Below are 21,182 nucleotides of genomic sequence, written 5' to 3' on the forward strand. Positions count from 1 at the left end.
ACACGCGTCCCCACGCTCCGGAAGGGCGACCGCAAAGACGCTCCCCGCCCTCGGCGCGGTTGCGGAGGGCGGGGAGAAAATCTTCGGATGCCGAGGCCCGATGATTCAAGTGGTCCGGACCATCGACCGACTCACATTTCGTTAAGGATTCTACAAACCTGCGCGCTCGCTGCCAGCGCTTTTCCCGTCGGGCAGCCTCGCGCGGGCCTCAGGCGAACTCGGCCGCCACCAGCTCCGCGATCTGGGCGGTGTTGAGCGCGGCCCCCTTGCGCAGATTGTCCCCGCACACGAAGAGCTCCAGCGCGGTGGGGTCGTCCAGCGACCGCCGCACCCGCCCCACCCAGGTCGGGTCGGTGCCCACCACGTCGACGGGGGTCGGGAACTCACCGGCGTCCGGGTTGTCGTACAGGACGACGCCGGGCGCCGTGGCGAGGATCTCGCGGGCCCGGTCGACGGTCACCTCGCCCTCGAAGCGGGCGTGGACGGTGAGGGAGTGCGTGGTGACGACCGGCACCCGTACACACGTCACCGCGACGGGCAGCTCCGGCAGTCCGAGGATCTTGCGGGACTCGTCCCGGACCTTCATCTCCTCCGAGGACCAACCGTCGTCGCACAGCGACCCGACCCACGGCACGACGTTCAGCGCCACCGGCTCCGGGAACGGCCCGGTGTTGTCCCCGACGGCCCGCCGTACGTCACCGGGACCGGCCCCCAGTTCGGTGCCGGCGACCAGGGACAGCTGCTGCCGCAGGGTCGCCACGCCCGCCCGGCCCGCCCCGCTCACCGCCTGGTACGACGAGACGACCAGTCCGCGCAGCCCGAACTCGGCGTGCAGCGCGCCCAGCGCCACGATCATGGACAGGGTGGTGCAGTTCGGGTTGGCGATGATCCCGCGCGGACGCACCCGCGCCCGGTGCGCGTTGACCTCGGGCACGACCAGGGGCACCTCCGGGTCCATCCGGAAGGCGGCCGAGTTGTCCACGACCACCACGCCCTTGGCGGCGGCGACCGGCGCCCAGTGCGCGGCGACCTCGTCGGGCACGTCGAACATGGCGACGTCGATACCGTCGAAGGCCTCCGCCGTCAGGGCCACCACCTCGACCTCCTCACCGCGCACGGCCAGCTTGCGGCCGGCCGAGCGCGGGGAGGCGATCAGGCGGATCTCACCCCAGACGTCCGCGTGCTGGGACAGGATCTGGAGCATGACGGTGCCGACGGCACCGGTCGCTCCCACGACCGCCAGCGCCGGTCGTCCGGGGCGTCCGGTTGTGGCCATCAGCGGCCGGTGCCTCCGTAGACGACGGCCTCGTCGCTCTCGGAGTCCAGTCCGAAGGCGGAGTGCACCGCCCGGACGGCCTCCGGCACGTCGTCGGCGCGCGTGACGACCGAGATACGGATCTCGGAGGTCGAGATCAGCTCGATGTTCACGCCCGCGTCCGACAGCGCCTCGAAGAAGGTCGCGGTGACGCCGGGGTTGGTCTTCATGCCCGCGCCGACCAGGGAGATCTTGCCGATCTGGTCGTCGTAGCGCAGCGAGTCGAAGCCGATGCCCGCCCGGTTGCGCTCCAGGGCGTCGATGGCCTTGCGGCCCTCGGTCTTGGGCAGCGTGAAGGAGATGTCCGTCAGACCGGTGGCGGCGGCGGACACGTTCTGCACGACCATGTCGATGTTGACCTGGGCGTCGGCGATGGTCCGGAAGATCGCGGCGGCCTCCCCCGGCTTGTCCGGCACGCCGACGACCGTGATCTTGGCCTCGGAGGTGTCGTGCGCGACACCGGAGATGATGGCCTGCTCCACCTTCTGGTCCCCTTGCTTCGGCTCGTTGCTGACCCAGGTGCCCTGGAGCCCCGAGAAGGACGAGCGCACGTGGATCGGGATGTTGTAGCGGCGGGCGTACTCCACACAGCGGTGGAGCAGCACCTTGGAGCCGGACGCGGCGAGCTCCAGCATGTCCTCGAAGGAGATCCAGTCGATCTTCTTCGCCTTCTTCACCACGCGCGGGTCGGCGGTGAACACGCCGTCGACGTCGGTGTAGATCTCGCAGACCTCGGCGTCGAGGGCGGCGGCGAGGGCCACGGCCGTGGTGTCGGACCCGCCGCGCCCCAGCGTGGTGATGTCCTTCTTGTCCTGGCTGACGCCCTGGAACCCGGCCACGATGGCGATGTTGCCCTCGTCCAGCGCGGTGCGGATCCGGCCGGGGGTGACATCGATGATCCGGGCTTTGTTGTGGACCGAGTCGGTGATGACGCCTGCCTGGCTGCCGGTGAACGACTGGGCCTCGTGGCCCAGGTTCTTGATCGCCATGGCCAGCAGGGCCATGGAGATCCGCTCCCCGGCGGTCAGCAGCATGTCGAACTCACGCCCGGCAGGCATGGGGGATACCTGTTCGGCGAGATCGATCAGCTCGTCCGTCGTGTCGCCCATCGCGGAGACCACGACAACCACCTGGTTGCCGTTCTTCTTGGCTTCCACGATTCGCTTGGCGACGCGCTTGATGCCCTCGGCATCGGCTACGGAGGAGCCTCCGTACTTCTGCACGACAAGGCCCACGTGCGCTCCTCGCTCAGTTTGTCTGCTTGCCCGCGTATACGCCGGTGTACCGCGGGTCGGCTCAGTCTATCGAGCGCCCGAATTCCACCCCTGCGGTCCCGCATGGTGAGATGTCCGGTCGCCGTTCCAGAACACTCCCTGCCCACTGACACCGGGGGCACACAGGAGATCGCTGTGACGTGGGTTTCAGACCCCGGCCCGGGCTTCACGACGATCACGATCGACGCCAGGAGAACTGCCGGGCCGCGAAGCCGGACCGCAGGACAGGCCCGCGGAACCGGCCAGCAGGACCGGCCCGCCGTAGAGCAGCGGCCGTGCGGTCCGCCCCCGAGGCGGCCCGCACGGACGTCACGTCACTGGGTCTGGCCCAGCCCCAGCGGTCCCGCGATCTCCTCAGCCATCACCCGGCCGGCCTCGAACTCCAGCGTCTCGTCGCCCATGTCCTGGTCCGTGTCCAGGCCGTCCAGTTCCTCCAGGGGCTGGTTCAGCCGGATGTGGGCCAGGACGGAGTGCAGGGCCCTCAGGGTCGCCGAGGCCGTGGTGCCCCAGTTGGAGAAGTAGGAGAACTGCCACCACCACAGGGCTTCCGAGGTGCGGCCGGCCCGGTAGTGGACCATGCCGTGGCGCAGGTCGGCCATGACGTCCGCGAGGTCGTCCGAGATCCGGGCCGGGACGGGCGCCTTGCGGGGCTCGTAGGGGTCGAAGACCTCGGAGTAGACGTCGATCGGCTCCAGGAGACGGGCCAGGTTCTCGCGGAGGTCGTCCACGTCCGGCTCCGGGCCCGGGTCGGGCTCGTAGCGCTCGTCGGGGACGATGTCCTCGTGCGCGCCGAGCCGGCCGCCCGCCAGCAGGAGCTGGGAGACCTCCAGGAGGAGGAAGGGGACGGCCGAGTCGGGCTCGTCGCCCTTCGCGACCTCGGTGACGGCCACCAAGAAGCTCTCGATCTGGTCCGCGATCTGAACCGCGAAGTCGTCCGGGTTCCGCTCGGTCGCGTGGAGCGTGGCGTCAGACATCTAGGAGTCGTCTCCCCTCGAAGGCGCGGCCGAGCGTGACCTCGTCCGCGTATTCCAGGTCGCCGCCCACCGGGAGGCCGCTGGCCAGGCGGGTGACCTTCAGGCCCATGGGCTTGATCATGCGGGCGAGGTACGTCGCTGTCGCCTCGCCTTCGAGATTCGGGTCCGTGGCCAGGATCAGCTCGGTGACCGTGCCGTCGGCCAGGCGGGCCAGGAGTTCCCGTATCCGCAGGTCGTCCGGGCCGACCCCCTCGATCGGGCTGATCGCGCCGCCGAGGACGTGGTAGCGGCCGCGGAACTCACGGGTGCGCTCGACGGCCACGACGTCCTTCGGCTCCTCGACGACACAGATGACCGTCGGGTCCCGGCGGGCGTCGCGGCAGATCCCGCACAGCTCCTCCTGCGCCACGTTGCCGCAGGTCGCGCAGAAGCGGACCTTCGCCTTCACTTCGAGGAGGGCTTGCGCGAGCCGCCGTACGTCCGTCGGCTCCGCCTGGAGGATGTGGAAGGCGATCCGCTGCGCGCTCTTGGGACCGACGCCGGGAAGCCGCCCCAGCTCGTCGATGAGGTCCTGGACCACGCCTTCGTACAACGGACTGCCCTTCCTGGGTCTTCAGGGTCTTTCAGTACGTACCGTAGTTGGCGGCCGCCGGTTCGAGGAAGGCGATGCGCGCCTCTCCCGGTACGAACGTCAGAACGGCAGGCCGGGGATACCGCTGCCGCCGCCCAGCCCCTGGGCCAGCGGGCCGAGCTTCTGCTGCTGGAGGGCCTGCGCGTTCTCGTTGGCCGCCTGGACGGCCGCGACGACGAGGTCGGCGAGGGTCTCGGTGTCCTCCGGGTCCACCGCCTTCGGGTCGATCTTCAGGGCGCGGAGTTCACCGGAGCCCGTCACGGTCGCCCGTACCAGGCCGCCGCCCGCCTGGCCGTCGACCTCCGTCTGCGCCAGTTCCTCCTGTGCCCGCGCCAGGTCCTGCTGCATCTTCTGGGCCTGCTGGAGCAGCTGCTGCATGTTGGGCTGGCCACCACCGGGAATCACGATCAGCTCCTGGTTTCGTACGGCTGTCGGGGCGGGGTCGTCCCCACCTGGCACGAGCCTACGTGGTCCAGGCAGGCATCGCTCCAGCACTCTTTCGAGTGACTCGTTTGTCCGTCCTATACCTGATCAAGGCCCTCTTACGGGCGGAAAAGCCATGAAACCTGCCTCTTCGCCACCCATTGGGCGGTAGGAAGGGTGCGGCGCATCAGCAACGACTGTCACGGTTCGCCGTGCCACGGTGTGACGCAACGTGATCGGTCGGGATCAGTAGGGAGTGCCGGGTGGGTCAGCCGGAGATGCAGCCCGAGGGTCCGCCTCAGGACGGGCGGGACGAGGGCTCGGCCGGGCTGCGGCCGGGCGATCTGACCGGGCGGGTGTTTCCGCTCGGGGACTGGGGGGAGCCGGCCGAGCGGCTGGACGAGTTGTACCGGTGGGTGGAGCGCGGGGCGCTGGAGACCGCCTCCTGGTACCTGGCCGACCGGGTGGGCAAGCGGCGGGGCGCGTGGACGCTGCGCACGGGCGCGGCGGCCGGGGCGGTCTCTGGGGCCGCGCTGCCGTTCCTGGACTTCACCGGGGTCGTCGGCGGGGTGGCGCCCTGGGGATATCTGGCGCTGCTGCTGGCGGGGGCCTGCGTGGGCGTCGACCGGTTCTTCGGGGTGACGTCGGGGTGGATAAGGGACGTGGCGACGGCGCAGGCGATCCAGCGCCGGCTTCAGCTGCTCCAGTTCGACTGGGCCTCGGAGAGCGTGCGCGAGGTGCTGGGGCCGGCCGAGGGCACCGCGAGCGAGGCCGCCGACCGGTGCCTGGGCGTGCTGCGGCGGTTCTCGGAGGACATGACCGAGCTGGTGCGCACCGAGACCGCCGACTGGATGGTGGAGTTCCGGACCGGGTCGGCGCCGCTGGGGATCCAGTCGGCGGTGGCCGCCGTGCCCCGGCAGGACGCCGGGGGCGGCCACGGGCGCTTCCCGCTGCCGCCGGGCCCCTCCCGGCCGAACATGCCGAGGCAGCGGCCGCCCGAGCCGCGGTAAGCCCTGGCGCCGGGACCTGCCTCCGCCGGGGGTAGGCGGGCCCCGGACTCCGGACAGGGGATACGCGCCCGGACTCCGGACGGGGTACGCGCCCCGGACCGCGGACGGGTGCCACGCGCCCCCGGACCCCGGACGGGTGCTACGCGCAGAGCTTCATCCCCTCCGGCGTCCAGCACGGAATGTGTCCGTGGGTGCGGATCACGTCCTGGCCGTTCCCCCGCGACAGGTAGGTCAGGAAACTCGACGCCAGGGAGTCGGCCGGGGGCCGGCCGTAGGTGTAGGCGTACTCGATCTCGCGGTAGGGGTAGGCGCTCGTGCCGTGTTCGATCGCGTCGACGGACGGCGGGTCGGCGTCCAGGTTCAGATGGTGCAGGCCCGGCGCGCGGTCGGCCACCGTGAGCTCGCTGTAGCCGACCGCTCCGGGCAGTTCGGCGACCGTCGCCAGCACCTGGTCCGTCGAGTCCAGTTCGCAGCGGATCACCGGGGCCGTCGGATCGTCCTTGTGGACGCAGTCGACGGAGGAGTTGGCGATCTCGCCGCGGCCCAGCACCCGGCGCTGGAAGACCTGCCGGGTCCCCGAGTTGGCGTCCCGGCTGACCAGGTGCACCGGCAGGTCCGGACCGCCGAGCTGTTTCCAGTTGGTGATCTGGCCGCGGTACAGGCGCCGCACGTCCCGCGTCGACAGGTTCCGCAGCGGGATCCTGTCGTTGACGACGAGCGCGAAGACCGACACCGCGATCCGGTTCTCCCGCAGCTCGGGCATGTCGCTGGGCTTGGGGCCGTCGGAGAGGGCCACGACGGGCGGTGCGCCCTCGCTCTGCGCGCCGGCCGCCGCCAGCTCCCGTACGCCCGCGGTCGAACCGTGCGCGTCGACCACGACGGCCGACCCCTCGCAGTCCCGCTGGTACTTCTGCGCGACCTCCTTCAGCACGGGCGCGAACGCCGTCGACCCGGTGATCGTCAGGGTGCCGTGGGCGCAGCCGATGGGCGGCGGGGTGTCGTCGCGGGTGACGACGAGGGCGGCGAGGGTGAGCACGCTGAGCGTCAGCATGATGGAGATCAGCCGGGCCGCCCGGCTGAACAGGGGCGGCTTCTCGTCCGGGGTCGCGCTGCGGTTGGGGTGCACCTCGCCGTCCCGGATGCCGCCGCTCAGCCGGATCTCGCGGCCCACGTCGCCGCCGGAGAGCAGCACGAGCAGTTTGAAGTGGTCGCCGCGGTTGAGCGGGACGCGCGGGATGCGCAGGGCGTTGCCCTCGTAGCCGAGGCCGGCCGCCGGGGTGAAGTGATCCATGAGGTGGTCGGTCTCGGGCGGCTGGGTGACCGAGACGCCCCGGATGGTGCGGTCGGTGAACACCGCCGTCAGGCCGTGGAGTTCACGTCCGGTGTAGTCGCTGTCGACGATGCTCTGCGAGCCGTCGTTCTCTATCCGCAGCAGGACGAGCGTGGCGTCGGTCATGCCGGGGGCCTCGTCGAACAGCCCCAGCCGTCTGCTGGCCCGCCCCGATCTGACGTCGTCGCCGATCGGGTTGTCCATCTGTACGCGGTAGCCGATCCGTTTGCGGCGCGGCACTCGGCGCTCGTACCAGACCATGGCACCGGACGCGACGATACCGATGACCGCGGTCCCCACGGCGACGACGTTCTCTGCGCTCAGCCACTCCACCTGGGTGCCCCCGCAACTCCCCGGAGCCGAATCGTGGGGTCACCGTACGGCCGCCGGAGGGGGCCTTCCGGTCCGTACCTGCGAAGTTCGCCGTACGTTCAACTGTCCTGCCGTGACGTCCACTTCGTCACTGCCTGACGTACGTGAGCTGCTCTCCGGTGCTCGTGTTCACCCGCTCCAGGCCGCCGCCGGGCAGCAGGGTCACCCGGGTGGCTCCGCCCGGCGAACAGGAGGAGCGCGGCTCGCCGGACGTCACGGTGGACGGGCCGATCTCCAACGGGCCTCGCGTGCCGGGCTCCCGGGTGAGCCGGGCCGTGAACTCGCAGTGGTAGACGCCGGTTCCGGCGGGGCCGTCGGCGATCAGGGTGAGGAGCGCCTCGCCCACCTCGCCCTGCCGGATGGTCAGCCGGCGGGTGTTCGCGCCGCCGGCGCCGTCGATCGTCGCGGCCCAGGTGCCGACGTACCCCTCGGGAACGACACCGTCGCCGGGCGCGGCGGAGCTCGCCCCGGAGGCCGAGGGCCGCGGCCGGGACGATCCGGGGGCCGTGGCGTCCGGCGAGGTGCGCGCGCCGCCCGCCGGTGGGGTGGTGGGGTCCGCGCCGGGACGGCCGGCGCCGCTCATCAGGGCGAAAACCGAGCCGCCCGCGGCCAGCGCGACGACCAGGGCGATCAGGACGAGGACGACGGTGGACCGGCCGTTCGGGCGCTGCGGCTCCTCGGGGAGGCCGGACGGGTGGAACAGGGTGGAGCCGACGGGCGGCGGTCCGTAGGGCGAGGTGGCGCCGGGGTCGCCGTAGGGGTTGTACGGCGCCGGGACACCGGTGGGCGTGGCGTGTCCGGGGTGGCCGTAGGCCGGGTGGGGGTGCTGCTGGGGGTGGCCGTAGGAGGGGTGGGCGGGCGGTGGTGCCGACGCGTTCGCCGGAGTCACCGCGGACGTCGGCGGCTGTCCGGGGCCCGCGTCCGGCGGGGAGACGTCGTCCGCGGCGGACGCGTGCTCGGGCAGGGCCTCCCGGGCGGTGACCGCCCGCTGCGGGTCCTCCGGCTCGACCGGCCCCACGGCCTCCGCCCGGCCCACGGGACCCGCCGGACCCGCTGGACCTGACGGACCTGACGGACCTGACCGGTCCGGCGAACCCGACCGGTCCGGCGAACCCGCGGACCCCACCGACCCCGACCGGTCCACCGGGTCCTCGGGATGCACCCGATCCGCGGGCGCCGCCGAACCCACGGGACCTCCAGGCCCCACCGGACCTACAGACCCCACCGAACCCGCAGACTCCACAGCACCCGCCGAACCCGCAGGCCCCACCGACCCCGACCGGTCCACCAAACCCCCTGGACCCGCAGACCCCGACAACCCAGCCCGATCCACCGGCCCCGCCGGCCCCACCGGATCCTCCCTGTCCAGCAGCCGTACCGCGTGTCGGCCGAGCTGGGCCACCAGTACGGCGGGCAGCCAGGGGTCGCGGGAGCGTCCGCCGGAGACCGTGTCCTGCGCGCCGGTCCGCTCCAGGAGCGCGCCGAGCGACGGACGGGCCGCCGGGTCCTTGCGCAGGCAGTCGCGGACCAGGTCGGCGATGCCCTCGGGCACGCCGGTCAGGTCGGGCTCCTCCTGCGCGATACGGAACATCAGCGCGTGCACCCCGCTGTCGGCGGAGCCGAAGGGCAGCGCGCCGGTCGCGGCGTAGGCGAGCACCGAACCGAGACAGAACACGTCGCACGCGGGCGTGACCCGGTCGCCGCGCACCTGCTCGGGCGCCATGAAATTGGGCGACCCGACGAGCGAGCCGGTGCTCGTCAGACCGCTCTCGGCCGTCGTCTCCATGGCCCGCGCGATGCCGAAGTCGATGACCCGGGGACCGTCGATGGTCACCAGCACGTTGGACGGCTTGAGGTCGCGGTGGACGATCCCGGCGGAGTGGATGTCCACGAGCGCGTGGGCGAGCCCGGCGGCGAGGATCCGCACCGACCGCTCGGGCAGGGCTCCGTGGTCGTGCCCGACGATCCGCTGGAGGCTGGGCCCGGCGACGTACCCGGTGGCGATCCACGGCACCGGCGCCTCGGTGTCCGCGTCCAGCACCGGCGCGGTCCAGTACCCGCCGACCCGTCGCGCGGCCCGCACCTCCTGCCGGAACCGCGCCCGGAACTCCTCCCGCTCGGCCAGCTCCCGGCGCACCAGTTTCACGGCGGCGGTCCGCCCGCGGTCGGACCGCGCCAGATACACGTATCCCATGCCGCCGGCCCCGAGCCGCGCCAGCAGCCGGTAGGTGCCGATCCGCGGCGGATCTCCCGGTCCGAGCATCTCCATGGCTGCGCCGCCTTCCCCCCATAGGTGTGCAACGCACAGAGAATAGTGCGGCCCCGGGAGGAGTTGGCGGGAGCAGTCCGCACGGTCGCGCGGCGGTCCCGCCGCCGGCGGCGCGGGCGTGCGGTGTGGACAACCTGTCGCGGAAAGCCCCCGACCGCAGACAGGACGCCGATACCGCTTCCGTATCGCGGACACTTACGCTCGCCCGCATGACCTCTCAGACCGACCCCCGGACCGGCGCCGCCGTGAAGGCCGCGGACCGCGCGCATGTCTTCCACTCCTGGTCCGCGCAGGAGCTCATCGACCCGCTCGCCGTCGCCGGCGCGGAGGGGTCGTACTTCTGGGACCACGACGGCAACCGCTACCTCGACCTCACCAGCGGGCTCGTCTTCACCAACATCGGCTACCAGCACCCGAAGGTCGTCGCCGCGATCCAGGAACAGGCCGCGACCCTGTCCACGTTCGCGCCCGCCTTCGCCGTCGAGGCGCGCTCGGAGGCGGCCCGGCTGATCGCCGAGCGCACCCCCGGCGACCTGGACAAGATCTTCTTCACCAACGGTGGCGCCGACGCGGTGGAGCACGCCGTGCGCATGGCACGGCTGCACACCGGCCGCCCGAAGGTGCTCTCGGCGTACCGCTCGTACCACGGCGGCACCCAGCAGGCGATCAACCTCACCGGTGACCCGCGCCGCTGGGCCTCCGACAGTGCCGCGGCCGGCGTCGTGCACTTCTGGGCGCCGTTCCTGTACCGCTCCCGCTTCTACGCCGAGACCGAGGAGCAGGAGTGCGCCCGGGCGCTGGAGCACCTGGAGACGACGATCGCCTTCGAGGGGCCGTCGACGATCGCCGCGATCATCCTGGAGACCATTCCGGGCACGGCCGGGATCATGGTCCCGCCGCCCGGCTACCTGGCCGGGGTGCGCGAGATCTGCGACACGTACGGGATCGTGTTCATCCTGGACGAGGTCATGGCCGGGTTCGGACGCACCGGTGAGTGGTTCGCGGCCGACCTGTTCGACGTGGTGCCGGACCTGATGACCTTCGCCAAGGGAGTGAACTCGGGATACGTGCCGCTCGGCGGGGTCGCGATCTCCGGTGCGATCGCGCAGACGTTCGGGAAGCGGCCGTACCCCGGCGGCCTGACGTACTCCGGCCACCCGCTGGCCTGCGCGGCCGCCGTCGCGACGATCAACGTGATGGCCGAGGAGGGCGTCGTCGAGAACGCGGCGCGGATGGGCGCGTCCGTCGTCGAGCCGGGGCTGCGGGAGCTCGCGCGGCGCCACCCGAGCGTCGGCGAGGTGCGCGGCGTCGGCATGTTCTGGGCGCTCGACCTGGTCAGGAACCGCGAGACCCGGGAGCCGCTGGTGCCGTACAACGCGACCGGTGCGCAGAACGCGCCGATGGCCGCGTTCGGCGCCGCCGCGAAGAAGCACGGCGTGTGGCCCTTCATCAACATGAACCGCACGCACTTCGTGCCGCCGTGCAACGCCGGCGAGGCGGAGCTGAAGGAAGGACTGGCCGCTCTGGACGCCGCGCTGTGCGTGGCCGACGAACACACGGAGTAGGCGGATCGCCCGGGCGGCCGGGGAACCCGAACGCGTAAGGTGGCGTGCTCGTAGATGTACATGAGCGACTCGGACGAGCACGCCCCCTGCCACGTGACGAGGGAGACACCCCGACCATGCCCGGCCCCAGTGGCAACGGCACCGTGACCCGCAGCACCCTGCGACAGCAGATCGCGGACGCGCTGCGTGACGAGGTGCTGGCCGGCCGCCTGCAGCCGGGACAGGAGTTCACGGTCAAGGAGATCGCCGAACAGTACGGGGTCTCCGCGACCCCGGTGCGCGAGGCGCTCGTCGATCTCTCCGCACAGGGCCTGCTGGAGGCCGACCAGCACCGCGGCTTCCGGGTGCGCGAGTACTCGGCCGACGACTACCGGAGCATCGTGGAAGCCCGCGGGCTGGTCACCGAGGGCATGTTCCACGCCCTCGAATCCGGTCACAAACGCTTCCAGGACCTCGGCGACCCACGGGTCGCCGCCGCCGTCGCGGGAGTGCGCCGACGCGGCGAGGAGGCCCAGCGCGCCGCCGACGCCGGTGACCTGACCGTACTGATCGGCTACGACCTGCGGTTCTGGCGCGAGCTCAGCGCCCTGTTCGGCAACCCCTACCTCGTCGGCTTCCTGCACCGGCTGCGCGTGCAGTCCTGGGTGTGCGCGGTCCAGGACCTGCGCCGGGTGACCGACCTGCGCGGCCTGCTGTGGGCCGGGCACACCGCGCTGGTCGACGCCCTGGCCCGGCGTGACCTCGCCGCCGCCCGGCTGATGATCGAGGAGTACAACACGCACTCCCTGGCCCTCATGGAACGGCTGGCCGGCTGATGAGGAGCATCGGGAAGAGCGCCGTCGGGCTGTCGGTCGTGGACCTGTCCGTCGTCGTCCCCGCCTACAACGAGGAGCAGCGGCTCGGCCCCACCCTCGACGCGATCACCCGCTATCTCGGCGAGCCGGAGGGCCGCTGGGGCGAGTGGGAGATCGTGGTCGCCGACGACGGCTCGACCGACGCCACCCGGGAGATCGTCACCGCCCGCCGGGACCCCCGGATCCAGCTGGTCGCCGCCCCCCGCAACCGGGGCAAGGGCCACGCCCTGCGGCTCGGTGTCGCGGCCACCCGCGGCCGGCGCGTGCTGGTCACGGACGCCGACCTGGCGGCGCCGATCGAGGAGCTGGAGAAGCTGGACAAGGCGCTGAGCGAGGGGAACGCGGCGGCCGTCGGCTCCCGCTCGGTCCCGGGCGCGGAGATCGGCTCCCGCCAGCACCGGCTGCGCGAACTGCTCGGCCGGGCCGGGAACTTCCTGATACGCAGTGTCGCGGTCCCGGGGATACGCGACACGCAGTGCGGCTTCAAGCTGTTCGACGGCGACAGCGCGCGGACCGCCTTCGCCGGCTCCCGGCTCAACGGCTGGGGCATCGACGTCGAGGTCCTCCAGCACTTCCGCCGCGCCGACTGGCCGGTCGCCGAGGTCCCGGTGGCCTGGTCCCACCAGTCCGGCTCCAAGGTGCGGCCCCTGGACTACGCCCGGGTGCTGGGCGAACTCGGCCGCCTCAAGGCCCGCGCCCTGCGTCCCGCCGACGCCTTCGTGGCGCTCCTCTTCCTCCTCATGTCGGTGGCCCTGTACTCGGGCCGCTTCTTCGACCCGGCCCACCGCTATCTCCAGGACTCCCTCCAGGACCAGAACCAGTGGGAATGGTTCTTCGCGGTGACCGCCGACAACGTCTCCCATCTGCGCAATCCGCTGTTCACCGACCTCCAGGGCTTCCCCGACGGCGTGAACCTCATGGCCAACACGGTCATGCTGGGCCTGTCGGTGCCCTTCGCCCCCGTCACGCTGCTGCTCGGGCCCGCGGTCGCGCTCAGCCTCTGCATGGCCCTGGGCCTGGCCGCCACCGCCACCGCCTGGTACTGGCTGATCGTGAAACGGGTCGTACGGCAGCGGGCGGCGGCCTACGTCGGCGCCTCCCTGGCCGCCTTCGCCCCGCCGATGGTCAGCCACGCCAACGCCCACCCCAACTTCGTGATCCTGTTCATGATCCCGCTGATCATCGACCGTGCCCTGCGCCTGTGCGCGGGCACCCGGGTCGTACGCGACGCGGTGGTCCTCGGGCTGATGGCGGCCTACCAGATCTTCCTCGGCGAGGAGCCGCTGCTGCTCGCGTCGATCGGCATGCTGCTGTTCGCCGTCTCCTACGGGGTGCTGCGCCGTGACGTGGCCAGGGCCGCCTGGCGCCCGCTGCTGCGCGGCCTGCTGATCGCCGCCGCGGTCTGTCTGCCGCTCGTCTGCTACCCGCTGGTCTGGCAGTTCGCGGGCCCGCGGAGCTATCACAGCGTGCTGCACGGCGACAACGCGGGCAACAGCCCCCTCGCCCTGCTCTCGTTCGCCGAACGCTCGCTGATCGCGGGCGACGCGGACCGCGCGAACGCCCTCTCCCTCAACCCGACCGAACAGAACGCCTTCTACGGCTGGCCACTGGCCCTGCTCGCCTTCGCGATCGTCGTACGGCTGTGGGAGCGGGCCGTCGTCAAGGCGCTGGCGTTCACGGCCCTGGCCGCGGCCGTGCTGTCGATGGGCCCGAGGATCCGCGTGCCGCTGACCGGCACGGTCTTCCCCGGCCCCTGGGCCTACCTCTCCGACAAGCCGCTCTTCGAATCGGTCATCGAGGGCCGGGTCGCGATGATCTGCGCCCCCGTGCTGGGCATGCTCCTCGCCCTCGCGGTCGAACGGCTGGCGGCGATCCGCCGCGCCGGCACGGTCTACGCCGGTCTGCTGGCCGTCTCCCTGGCCCTGCTCCCCCTGGTCCCCGCACCGCTGAAGTCGACGCCCCGCGTGGACGTCCCGCCCTTCATCGCCGACGGCATGTGGAAGCCGTACGTGCGGCCCGGCGAGAGCCTGGTCCCGGTGCCGCTGCCCGACCCCGGCGCCGCGGAGGCGCTGCACTGGCAGACGGTCGCGCACCTCGGCTTCCGGATTCCCGGCGGTTACTTCAACGGGCCCTACGGCGAGGACCGCGTCGGCATCTACGGCGCCTCCCCGCGCTACACCTCCAATCTGCTGCGGGACATCCGCTACTCGGGCAAGGTCCCGGAGATCGGCACGAACTGGAAGGCGCAGGCCGCCCGGGACTTCGCCTACTGGAAGGCGGGCGTGCTCGTGCTCGCCCCGCAGCCCCACGACACCGAGCTGCGCGAGGCCCTGGAAAAGCTGGTCGGCCGACCCGGTAGGTGGACGGGCGGGGTGTGGGTATGGGACCTGCACGAGGGGAGCTGAACCCGTGCCGCACCGACTACTCTTCCCTTCCCTGACCGCCGTGCTACACGCTGAGCGAGGAGCTCTCTTTGGCCTGTGACCTGTGGCTGGTACCGCTCGTCGACGTCTTGTGCCACACGCCCGACAACCCGTTCGCCGAGGAACTCGCCCAGTACAACAAGGTGCTCACCGAGGCCGGGCTGCCGCCGGTGCCGGTGTACCAGTACATGCCGGGCCTGTCCGGCGAGGTCGCCCCGGTGGCCGGCTTCGACTACGACGCGCTGCACTTCCTGCGCCGCGCCTACCTCCTCCAGGTGTGCGGGCTGCCGGTGACGCCGGTGGACGACCTGGGCGGCGACTACGAACAGCTCCTGGAGATGTTCGAGGCGACGGCCCAGCAGTCGCACCTGGTCTGGCACTACGACCACGCGGGCGCCTACGTGCCGGTGGACTTCCCGCACCCGCTGTCCGACGACGACCTGCTGGCGGGCGGCGGCCCGCTGGGCTCCTCGCAGGCCCTGCTGCGGGAGCTGGAGCTGGTCGCCCCGGTGATCGGCATCGACGCGGCGAACCCGCCGCTGCCCCCGGGCCCCCCGCCCACGCCGACGGAACTGGAGCAGCCGGCCGCGCCGGCGCCGTACGATCCCAGCCCGTTCGCCCGTGAGCGGCACGTCTGGCTGGGACTGCACGCGGCGGCGACGCGGAGCCTGGCACAGGGATCGATGATCGTCTTCAGCTGAGGGTCGTGCGCGGCGGTGGCCGGCCCGGGCGACGCCGGGCGGCACCGCCCGCCCTCACGTCAGGGCCGGCCGACGAGCGTGATCCCCGGCGGCCACAGCACCGCGCCCGCCATCAGCAGGGACGGCCCCAGATGGACCGGGCACACCCGCAGCGGCGGCCTCTCGTACCGGGCTATCTCGAAGACGGCCGGATCGGCGCAGTCCGTCTCGTGCGGCCGGTCGCCCTCGCCGCCGTACGGACCCCGGCACAGCGTCCCGCGGTGCGCTCTCATGCTCCGATTGCACCCCGCGCCGCGCGCGACCGCCCGCCGGCCACCCCCGCGAGGGTGGCTCGACGGGCGGTTCGGCGGGCGGCCCGAGCAGCCGGTCCGTCCTTGCGGCGGCCTAGATGAACGAGTTGATCTCGATCGTCTCGTCCCGGCCCGGGCCCACGCCGATCGCGGAGATCGGGGCGCCGGACATCTCCTCCAGGGCCTTCACGTACGCCTGGGCGTTCTTCGGGAGGTCGGAGAACGACTTCGCCTGCGTGATGTCCTCGGACCAGCCGGGGAGGGTCTCGTAGATCGGCTTCGCGTGGTGGAAGTCGCTCTGCGAGTAGGGCAGTTCCTCGACGCGCTTGCCGTCGATCTCGTACGCGACACAGACCGGGATCTGCTCCCAGCCGGTGAGGACGTCGAGCTTGGTGAGGAAGAAGTCGGTCAGGCCGTTCACGCGGGTCGCGTAGCGGGCGATGACCGCGTCGAACCAGCCGCAGCGGCGGTCACGGCCGGTGGTGACGCCCCGCTCGCCGCCGATCCGCCGCAGCGCCTCGCCGTCCGCGTCGAACAGCTCGGTCGGGAAGGGTCCCGCGCCGACCCGGGTGGTGTAGGCCTTGAGGATGCCGATGACCCGGCTGATCTTGGTCGGGCCCACGCCGGAACCGGTGCAGGCGCCGCCCGCGGTCGGGTTCGACGAGGTGACGAAGGGGTACGTGCCGTGGTCGATGTCCAGCAGCGTGCCCTGGCCGCCCTCGAAGAGGACCACCTTGTCGTCCTCGAGCGCCTGGTTGAGGACGAGGACGGTGTCGGCGACGTACGGCAGGAGCTTGTCCGCGTAGCCCAGCAGCTCCTCGACCACCTGGTCCACGGCGATCGCGCGGCGGTTGTAGAGCTTGGTGAGGACCTGGTTCTTGACGTCGAGAGCCGCCTCGACCTTCTGGGTCAGGATCGACTCGTCGTAGAGGTCCTGCACCCGGATACCGACGCGGTTGATCTTGTCCGCGTAGGTCGGGCCGATACCGCGCCCGGTCGTGCCGATCTTCCGCTTCCCGAGGAAGCGTTCCGTCACCTTGTCGACGGTGACGTTGTAGGGCGTGATGACGTGAGCGTTTCCGCTGATCAGAAGCTTGGACGTGTCGACGCCGCGCTCGTTCAGACCGCTCAGCTCGGAGAGCAGGACCGACGGGTCGACCACGACACCGTTACCGATGACGGGGATGCACCCCGGGGACAGGATTCCGGAAGGGAGGAGGTGAAGGGCATACTTCTGGTCGCCCACGACCACCGTGTGGCCGGCGTTGTTGCCGCCCTGGTAGCGCACCACATAATCAACGGATCCGCCCAGCAGGTCCGTCGCCTTTCCCTTGCCTTCGTCACCCCACTGAGCACCGAGCAGCACAAGTGCGGGCACGCGCGTACACCCCTTCCGGGCGGGGCATGTCCAGAGTCGGGGGCGTACGCGGCACGGCCTTGTGCTTTGTACACCGGCGGCCTACGTCGGCCACCGACGGCCGTCGTCGGCCGTGAACCCGTCGGACCCGGATGCCCCGGAATAGACGAAGCCCCTGGCGCAATAGCGCAAGGGGCTCTTGCACAAAGATGCTACCCGAGGAAGCGAGGCATGACCGAGGTGGCGACTTCCGACCAGTTGCTGGTGGTCATCGACCCGGTCGCCCGGCAGACGGACGGCGAGGCCGTACGGATCGCGAAAGACGTGCTCGGCGCGGGCGCGGCGACGAAGGTGTGCCTGCCGGAGGGGCCCGAGGAGTTCGCCCGCGTCCTGGCCCGGCGGGGCTCCCGCCGGCCGGTGGTGGTCGGCGACGACCGGGCGCTCGTGCGGGCGGTGTCCCTGCTGCACCGGCAGCGGGAACTGGCCGGATGCGTGCTGTCGGTGGTGCCGGTGGGCACGGCGGTCTCGGTGGCCCGTTCGCTCGGGGTGCCGACGGGGACCGTGGCGGCCGCGCGCGCCGTGCTGTACGGCGCCGAGCGGCGGCTGGATCTGCTGGTCGACGACAGTGACGGGGTGGTGCTGGGCGCGTTGCGCATCCCGCCGGTCCCCATGTTCCAGGTGCCGCGGGAGCCCGTCGGCGACCCGGCGCACCCGTGGCTGCGGACGTGCCAGTCCCTGGTCCGCACGCTGGTGCCGTCCCGTCCGGCCAGGACCCCGTCCCCCCTCGACGCGCCCCGGACCGGGCCGTCCCGGCTGCGGGTGGAGGTCGACGGGGTCACGCTGGTCGACCTGGACCAGCCGGTGGAGGCGGTGTCGGTGACACGGGGAGGCGCCGGGGTCGCCGCGGTGGAGGTGCACCCGGCGTCGGTGGGCGCGGAGATGGCCCCCCTGCTGGCCCATGGACGCCTGGTGACCGTCTCGGGCACGGACTTCCGTTACCGGGCCGACGCGGCCGTCTCCGGCCCGGTGCGCCGCCGGACCTGGACGGTCCGGGAGGAAGGCCTGCGCCTGACCCTGCCGGGCCGGTGAGCGACGGGGGCGAGGCGGTGGCCTTCTCCGGGCGGTCCGGGCGGGGAGACCGGCCCGCCCGTGAGCCGGCCGGACCGTGAGCCGACCGGACCGGGTGGTCAGGGCTGGGTGGTCAGGGCTGCGGGCCGAAGGTGCGTTCGCGGTGGACTCGCCAGCGTTCCATCATGGCCGCGATCTCCTCGTCGACGAACTCGAAGAAGGCGAGCGTCTCGGCCATGCGGCGCCCGGCGGGCGTCTGCGCGCCGAGGCCGGCCACGCCCTCCCGCAGCGCCCCCTCCCAGCGCTTGATGACGGCCTCCCGGTTGGTGAGCGCCTCGTACCACTGGTTGCTGTGCACCCGGTAGCGCTCCCGGCGCGAGCCGGGCTCGCGCTCCCGGGACACCATGTGCTGCTGGGCCAGGTAGCGCACGGCCCCGGAGACCGCCGCGGGACTGATCCGCAGCTGTTCCGCCAGCTCGGCGGAGGTCATCGCCCCCTCGTCGGCGGCCAGGAGGGCGGCGAAGACCCGGGCGGGCATGCGCTGCATCCCGGCCTCGACGAGCTGCGCCGCGAAGGACTCGACGAACTTCGACACGGCCTCCATGTCCCGGTGCGCCCCGGCTGGTTCCGTCATGCCCGCATCCTATCGGCGATTCACACGTTTCCTTAACTTCATAAGTTTCTGAAAGTAGCGTACTTTCTGAAGCGTGACGACGACACATCCCGCGATCGAGGTCTCCGGACTGCACAAGTCCTTCGGCCGGACCCACGCCCTCGACGGCCTCGACCTGGAGGTGGCCGCCGGCGAGGTGCACGGCTTCCTCGGCCCGAACGGCGCGGGCAAGTCCACCGCCCTCCGCGTCCTGCTCGGCCTGCTGCGCGCCGACGCGGGCGCCGCGCGCGTGCTCGGCCGCGACCCGTGGACGGACGCGGTGGAGGCACACCGCCGGATCGCCTACGTCCCCGGCGACGTGACCCTGTGGCGCAACCTCTCCGGCGGCGAGGTCATCGACCTCTACGGCAGACTGCGCGGCGGCCTCGACCAGCGACGCCGGGCGGAGCTGGTCGAACGCTTCGAGCTCGACCCCACCAAGAAGGGGCGCACCTACTCCAAGGGCAACCGGCAGAAGGTCGCCCTCGTCGCCGCCTTCGCCTCGGACGTCGACCTGCTGATCCTGGACGAGCCGACCTCGGGCCTCGACCCGCTGATGGAGGAGGTCTTCCAGCGCTGCGTGGAGGAGGAACGCGAGCGCGGCCGTACGGTCCTGCTCTCCTCGCACATCCTCAGCGAGGTCGAGGAACTCTGCGACCGGGTGAGCATCATCCGCAAGGGCCGGACCGTCGAGACCGGCTCCCTGGCCGAGCTGCGCCATCTGACCCGCACCAGCGTCACCGCCGAACTCGCCGGACCTGCCGACGGGTTGGACCGCCTGCCCGGCGTCCACGACCTGTCCGTACAGGGCCCGCGGGTCCGCCTCCAGGTCGACACCGGCGAACTGGACGCGGTCGTGCGCTCGTTGAGCGCGGCGGGCGTGCGCTCGCTGACCTCGACACCGCCGACGCTGGAGGAACTCTTCCTGCGGCACTACCAGGACGAACCGAGCGAGGCGGCCCGATGACCGCGGCCACGACGACCGCGACGACGGCCACCACCGTCGCGGTACGGTCCAGGACCCACCGCCAACTGGCGGGTACCGGGGTCCTGTTGCGGTTCGCGCTGCGCCGCGACCGGGTGCTGATCCCGGTCTGGGTGGCGGTGAACACGCTGATGGTCCTCTCCATGCCGAACACCCTGAAGAGTCTGTACGGCACCGCGGCCCAGCGAGCCGACCTCCTGCACCAGATGTCGGCCGACTCCTCCCTGCGCGCGCTGGTCGGACCGGTCTTCGACGACTCCCTCGGCGCGCTGACGGCCTGGCGCGTCGGCGTCTACGCGGGCGCCCTGGCCGCCGTGACCGGCCTGCTCGTCGTCGTACGGCACACCAGGGACGAGGAGGAGAGCGGCCGCCAGGAACTGATCGCCTCGGGCATGGTGGGCCGGCGGGCCCCGCTGACGGCGGCGCTGCTCGCCGCGGCGGTCGCCAACGCCGTGCTCGCCCTGCTGGTCACGGCGGGGCTGGCCGGGCAGGGCACGGCGGGGGCGCTGGCCTTCGGGCTCGGGCTCGCGGCCGTCGGAATGGTCTTCGCGACGACGGCGGCGATCGTCGCCCAGCTGACGGAGAGCGCCCGCCTGGCCCGGGGGCTGACGGCGGCGGTCCTGGGCGCGGCCTTCGTGCTGCGCGCGGCGGGCGACTCGGCGACCGACGACGGTTCGTCCGTGGCGACCTGGCTGTCCCCGCTCGGCTGGCTGGAGAACCTGCGGTCCTTCGCGGGCGAACGGTGGTGGGTGCTCGCGCTGTTCGCGGCGGCGGTGCTGGTCCAGGGGGCGGCGGCCTACGCGCTGGCCGGGCGCCGGGACGTCGGCATGAGCTTCCTGCCGACGCGGCCGGGCCCCGCGACCGGCCGCCTCGCCACCGCGGGCGCGCTGGCCCGGCGGCTGCAACGCGGCGGAGTGCTCGGCTGGAGCGTCGGCTTCCTGCTCGCCGGGATCGTCTACGGCGGTCTGACCGAGGGAGCGGCCGACCTCGTCGGAGACAACGACAAGGCCCGCCAGATCTTCGAGCGGATGGGCGGCCACGGCGCGCTCACGGACGCCTTCCTCGCCTCGATGACCGGCATGCTCGGCCTGATCGCGGCGCTGTACGTGGTCGGCTCCGTCCTGCGACTGCACGGCGAGGAGACCTCGGGCCGGGCGGAACCGGTGCTGGCGGCCGCGGTGGGCCGGCTGCGCTGGGCGGCCGGCCATCTGTCGGTCGCCTTCGGCGGCTCCGCCCTGATCATGCTCCTCGCGGGCCTCGGTTTCGCGGTCGGCTACGGCAAGGACACCGGCCCGATCCTGGTCGCCTGCCTGGTCCAGCTCCCGGCGGTGTGGGTCGTCGGCGGCCTGGCGGTGCTGCTGTACGGCGTGGCGCCGCGCTCGGCACCGGCCGCCTGGGGCGTGGCCGGGGCCGTGCTGCTGATCGGCTGGGTGGGCCCGGCCCTGGACGCCCCCCGGTTCGTCCTGGACCTGTCCCCCTTCGGGCACCTGCCGAAGCTGCCGGGCGGGCAGCTGGAGTGGGCTCCGGTGCTGACCCTGACGGGGCTCGCGGCGGTGCTGGTGGCCGGCGGCCTCGCGGGCCTGAGCCGACGCGACCTGACGAGCTGACCCGCACCGCGAGCTGACCCGCACCGCGAGCTGACGCGCACCACGAGCCGACGGCCGACGGGAACCCGCGGCGCGGGCCGCA

General features: G+C 72.3%; 18 protein-coding genes. 8 read left to right on the forward strand and 10 right to left on the reverse strand.

All coding sequences use genetic code 11. The features are described from left to right. Positions 1 to 208: 208 nt before the first annotated feature. From ACWCQK_RS05410 to ACWCQK_RS05430, 5 genes are all read right to left on the reverse strand, one after another. Complete coding sequence (locus tag ACWCQK_RS05410; RefSeq protein ID WP_451152151.1) at positions 209 to 1,276, reverse strand: aspartate-semialdehyde dehydrogenase; 1,068 nt, start codon at positions 1,274 to 1,276, stop codon at positions 209 to 211. Then, on the reverse strand, positions 1,276 to 2,550 hold the full coding sequence (locus ACWCQK_RS05415) for an aspartate kinase (protein ID WP_451152153.1): 1,275 nt from the start codon (positions 2,548 to 2,550) through the stop codon (positions 1,276 to 1,278). Before ACWCQK_RS05415 ends, ACWCQK_RS05410 begins: the two co-directional genes overlap by 1 nt. 353 nt (positions 2,551 to 2,903) lie before the next feature. Then, entirely contained in the window at positions 2,904 to 3,563 is a 660-nt protein-coding gene (locus tag ACWCQK_RS05420) for a DUF5063 domain-containing protein (protein ID WP_451152155.1), read from the reverse strand. Beyond that, complete coding sequence (gene recR, locus ACWCQK_RS05425; protein ID WP_451152157.1) at positions 3,556 to 4,155, reverse strand: recombination mediator RecR; 600 nt, start codon at positions 4,153 to 4,155, stop codon at positions 3,556 to 3,558. The genes ACWCQK_RS05420 and recR overlap by 8 nt, the downstream gene beginning before the upstream one ends. 99 nt (positions 4,156 to 4,254) lie before the next feature. Beyond that, positions 4,255 to 4,599, reverse strand: coding sequence for a YbaB/EbfC family nucleoid-associated protein (locus tag ACWCQK_RS05430; RefSeq protein WP_451152958.1), 345 nt, complete (start codon positions 4,597 to 4,599; stop codon positions 4,255 to 4,257). A gap of 281 nt (positions 4,600 to 4,880) precedes the next feature. Here ACWCQK_RS05430 and ACWCQK_RS05435 point away from each other — a divergent pair, with 281 nt between their 5' ends. Then, positions 4,881 to 5,627, forward strand: coding sequence for an SLATT domain-containing protein (locus ACWCQK_RS05435; RefSeq protein ID WP_451152159.1), 747 nt, complete (start codon positions 4,881 to 4,883; stop codon positions 5,625 to 5,627). A 139-nt stretch (positions 5,628 to 5,766) separates the two neighbouring features. Here the strand turns inward: ACWCQK_RS05435 and ACWCQK_RS05440 are convergent, their stop codons facing one another. Both ACWCQK_RS05440 and ACWCQK_RS05445 read right to left on the reverse strand, forming a co-directional pair. After that, positions 5,767 to 7,290, reverse strand: coding sequence for a substrate-binding domain-containing protein (locus ACWCQK_RS05440; protein WP_451152161.1), 1,524 nt, complete (start codon positions 7,288 to 7,290; stop codon positions 5,767 to 5,769). 127 nt (positions 7,291 to 7,417) lie between these two features. Next, a complete protein-coding gene (locus tag ACWCQK_RS05445) occupies positions 7,418 to 9,598 on the reverse strand; it encodes a protein kinase domain-containing protein (protein ID WP_451152163.1) in 2,181 nt (726 codons plus the stop codon). Between the two features lie 209 nt (positions 9,599 to 9,807). Here ACWCQK_RS05445 and ACWCQK_RS05450 point away from each other — a divergent pair, with 209 nt between their 5' ends. The 4 genes from ACWCQK_RS05450 to ACWCQK_RS05465 all read left to right on the forward strand — a co-directional run bounded on the left by ACWCQK_RS05450 (position 9,808) and on the right by ACWCQK_RS05465 (position 15,141). Further along, positions 9,808 to 11,163: an aminotransferase class III-fold pyridoxal phosphate-dependent enzyme gene (locus tag ACWCQK_RS05450; protein ID WP_451152165.1), complete on the forward strand. Its 1,356-nt coding sequence runs from the start codon at positions 9,808 to 9,810 to the stop codon at positions 11,161 to 11,163. 116 nt (positions 11,164 to 11,279) lie between these two features. After that, entirely contained in the window at positions 11,280 to 11,978 is a 699-nt protein-coding gene (locus tag ACWCQK_RS05455; RefSeq protein ID WP_451152167.1) for a GntR family transcriptional regulator, read from the forward strand. Then, entirely contained in the window at positions 11,978 to 14,422 is a 2,445-nt protein-coding gene (locus tag ACWCQK_RS05460) for a dolichyl-phosphate beta-glucosyltransferase (protein WP_451152169.1), read from the forward strand. Before ACWCQK_RS05455 ends, ACWCQK_RS05460 begins: the two co-directional genes overlap by 1 nt. 68 nt (positions 14,423 to 14,490) lie before the next feature. Continuing rightward, positions 14,491 to 15,141, forward strand: coding sequence for a hypothetical protein (locus tag ACWCQK_RS05465; protein WP_451152171.1), 651 nt, complete (start codon positions 14,491 to 14,493; stop codon positions 15,139 to 15,141). 59 nt (positions 15,142 to 15,200) lie between these two features. Here ACWCQK_RS05465 and ACWCQK_RS05470 read toward each other — a convergent pair whose 3' ends face one another. Together ACWCQK_RS05470 and ACWCQK_RS05475 are read right to left on the reverse strand one after the other, a co-directional pair. Next, a complete protein-coding gene (locus ACWCQK_RS05470; RefSeq protein WP_451152173.1) occupies positions 15,201 to 15,413 on the reverse strand; it encodes a hypothetical protein in 213 nt (70 codons plus the stop codon). Between the two features lie 112 nt (positions 15,414 to 15,525). Further along, on the reverse strand, positions 15,526 to 16,809 hold the full coding sequence (locus ACWCQK_RS05475; RefSeq protein ID WP_451152175.1) for an adenylosuccinate synthase: 1,284 nt from the start codon (positions 16,807 to 16,809) through the stop codon (positions 15,526 to 15,528). Between the two features lie 210 nt (positions 16,810 to 17,019). Between ACWCQK_RS05475 and ACWCQK_RS05480 the strand changes: the two genes are divergently transcribed. Then, positions 17,020 to 17,877 carry a diacylglycerol kinase family protein gene (locus tag ACWCQK_RS05480; protein ID WP_451152177.1) on the forward strand — a complete coding sequence of 286 codons (858 nt, stop codon included), beginning with the start codon at positions 17,020 to 17,022 and terminating at the stop codon, positions 17,875 to 17,877. Positions 17,878 to 17,989: 112 nt separating this feature from the next. Here ACWCQK_RS05480 and ACWCQK_RS05485 read toward each other — a convergent pair whose 3' ends face one another. After that, the gene (locus ACWCQK_RS05485) at positions 17,990 to 18,490 is read right to left on the reverse strand and encodes a GbsR/MarR family transcriptional regulator (protein ID WP_451152179.1); all 501 of its coding nucleotides are present in this window, start codon (positions 18,488 to 18,490) and stop codon (positions 17,990 to 17,992) included. 73 nt (positions 18,491 to 18,563) lie between these two features. Here ACWCQK_RS05485 and ACWCQK_RS05490 point away from each other — a divergent pair, with 73 nt between their 5' ends. Beyond that, positions 18,564 to 19,475 carry an ABC transporter ATP-binding protein gene (locus ACWCQK_RS05490; RefSeq protein ID WP_451152181.1) on the forward strand — a complete coding sequence of 304 codons (912 nt, stop codon included), beginning with the start codon at positions 18,564 to 18,566 and terminating at the stop codon, positions 19,473 to 19,475. Next, positions 19,472 to 21,100: an ABC transporter permease gene (locus tag ACWCQK_RS05495; RefSeq protein ID WP_451152183.1), complete on the forward strand. Its 1,629-nt coding sequence runs from the start codon at positions 19,472 to 19,474 to the stop codon at positions 21,098 to 21,100. Before ACWCQK_RS05490 ends, ACWCQK_RS05495 begins: the two co-directional genes overlap by 4 nt. The last annotated feature ends 82 nt before the right edge of the window (positions 21,101 to 21,182 follow it).

The organism is Streptomyces sp. NPDC002306 (genome assembly GCF_053593435.1).

Excerpts from the sequence above, each read along its gene's own strand:
- ACWCQK_RS05470 (WP_451152173.1), bottom strand. The coding sequence starts at position 15,413 with ATGAGAGCGCACCGCGGGACGCTGTGCCGGGGTCCGTACGGCGGCGAG.
- ACWCQK_RS05455 (WP_451152167.1), top strand. The coding sequence starts at position 11,280 with ATGCCCGGCCCCAGTGGCAACGGCACCGTGACCCGCAGCACCCTGCGA.
- ACWCQK_RS05410 (WP_451152151.1), bottom strand. The coding sequence starts at position 1,276 with ATGGCCACAACCGGACGCCCCGGACGACCGGCGCTGGCGGTCGTGGGA.
- ACWCQK_RS05420 (WP_451152155.1), bottom strand. The coding sequence starts at position 3,563 with ATGTCTGACGCCACGCTCCACGCGACCGAGCGGAACCCGGACGACTTC.
- ACWCQK_RS05480 (WP_451152177.1), top strand. The coding sequence starts at position 17,020 with ATGACCGAGGTGGCGACTTCCGACCAGTTGCTGGTGGTCATCGACCCG.
- ACWCQK_RS05460 (WP_451152169.1), top strand. The coding sequence starts at position 11,978 with ATGAGGAGCATCGGGAAGAGCGCCGTCGGGCTGTCGGTCGTGGACCTG.
- ACWCQK_RS05445 (WP_451152163.1), bottom strand. The coding sequence starts at position 9,598 with ATGGAGATGCTCGGACCGGGAGATCCGCCGCGGATCGGCACCTACCGG.
- ACWCQK_RS05450 (WP_451152165.1), top strand. The coding sequence starts at position 9,808 with ATGACCTCTCAGACCGACCCCCGGACCGGCGCCGCCGTGAAGGCCGCG.
- ACWCQK_RS05495 (WP_451152183.1), top strand. The coding sequence starts at position 19,472 with ATGACCGCGGCCACGACGACCGCGACGACGGCCACCACCGTCGCGGTA.
- ACWCQK_RS05485 (WP_451152179.1), bottom strand. The coding sequence starts at position 18,490 with ATGACGGAACCAGCCGGGGCGCACCGGGACATGGAGGCCGTGTCGAAG.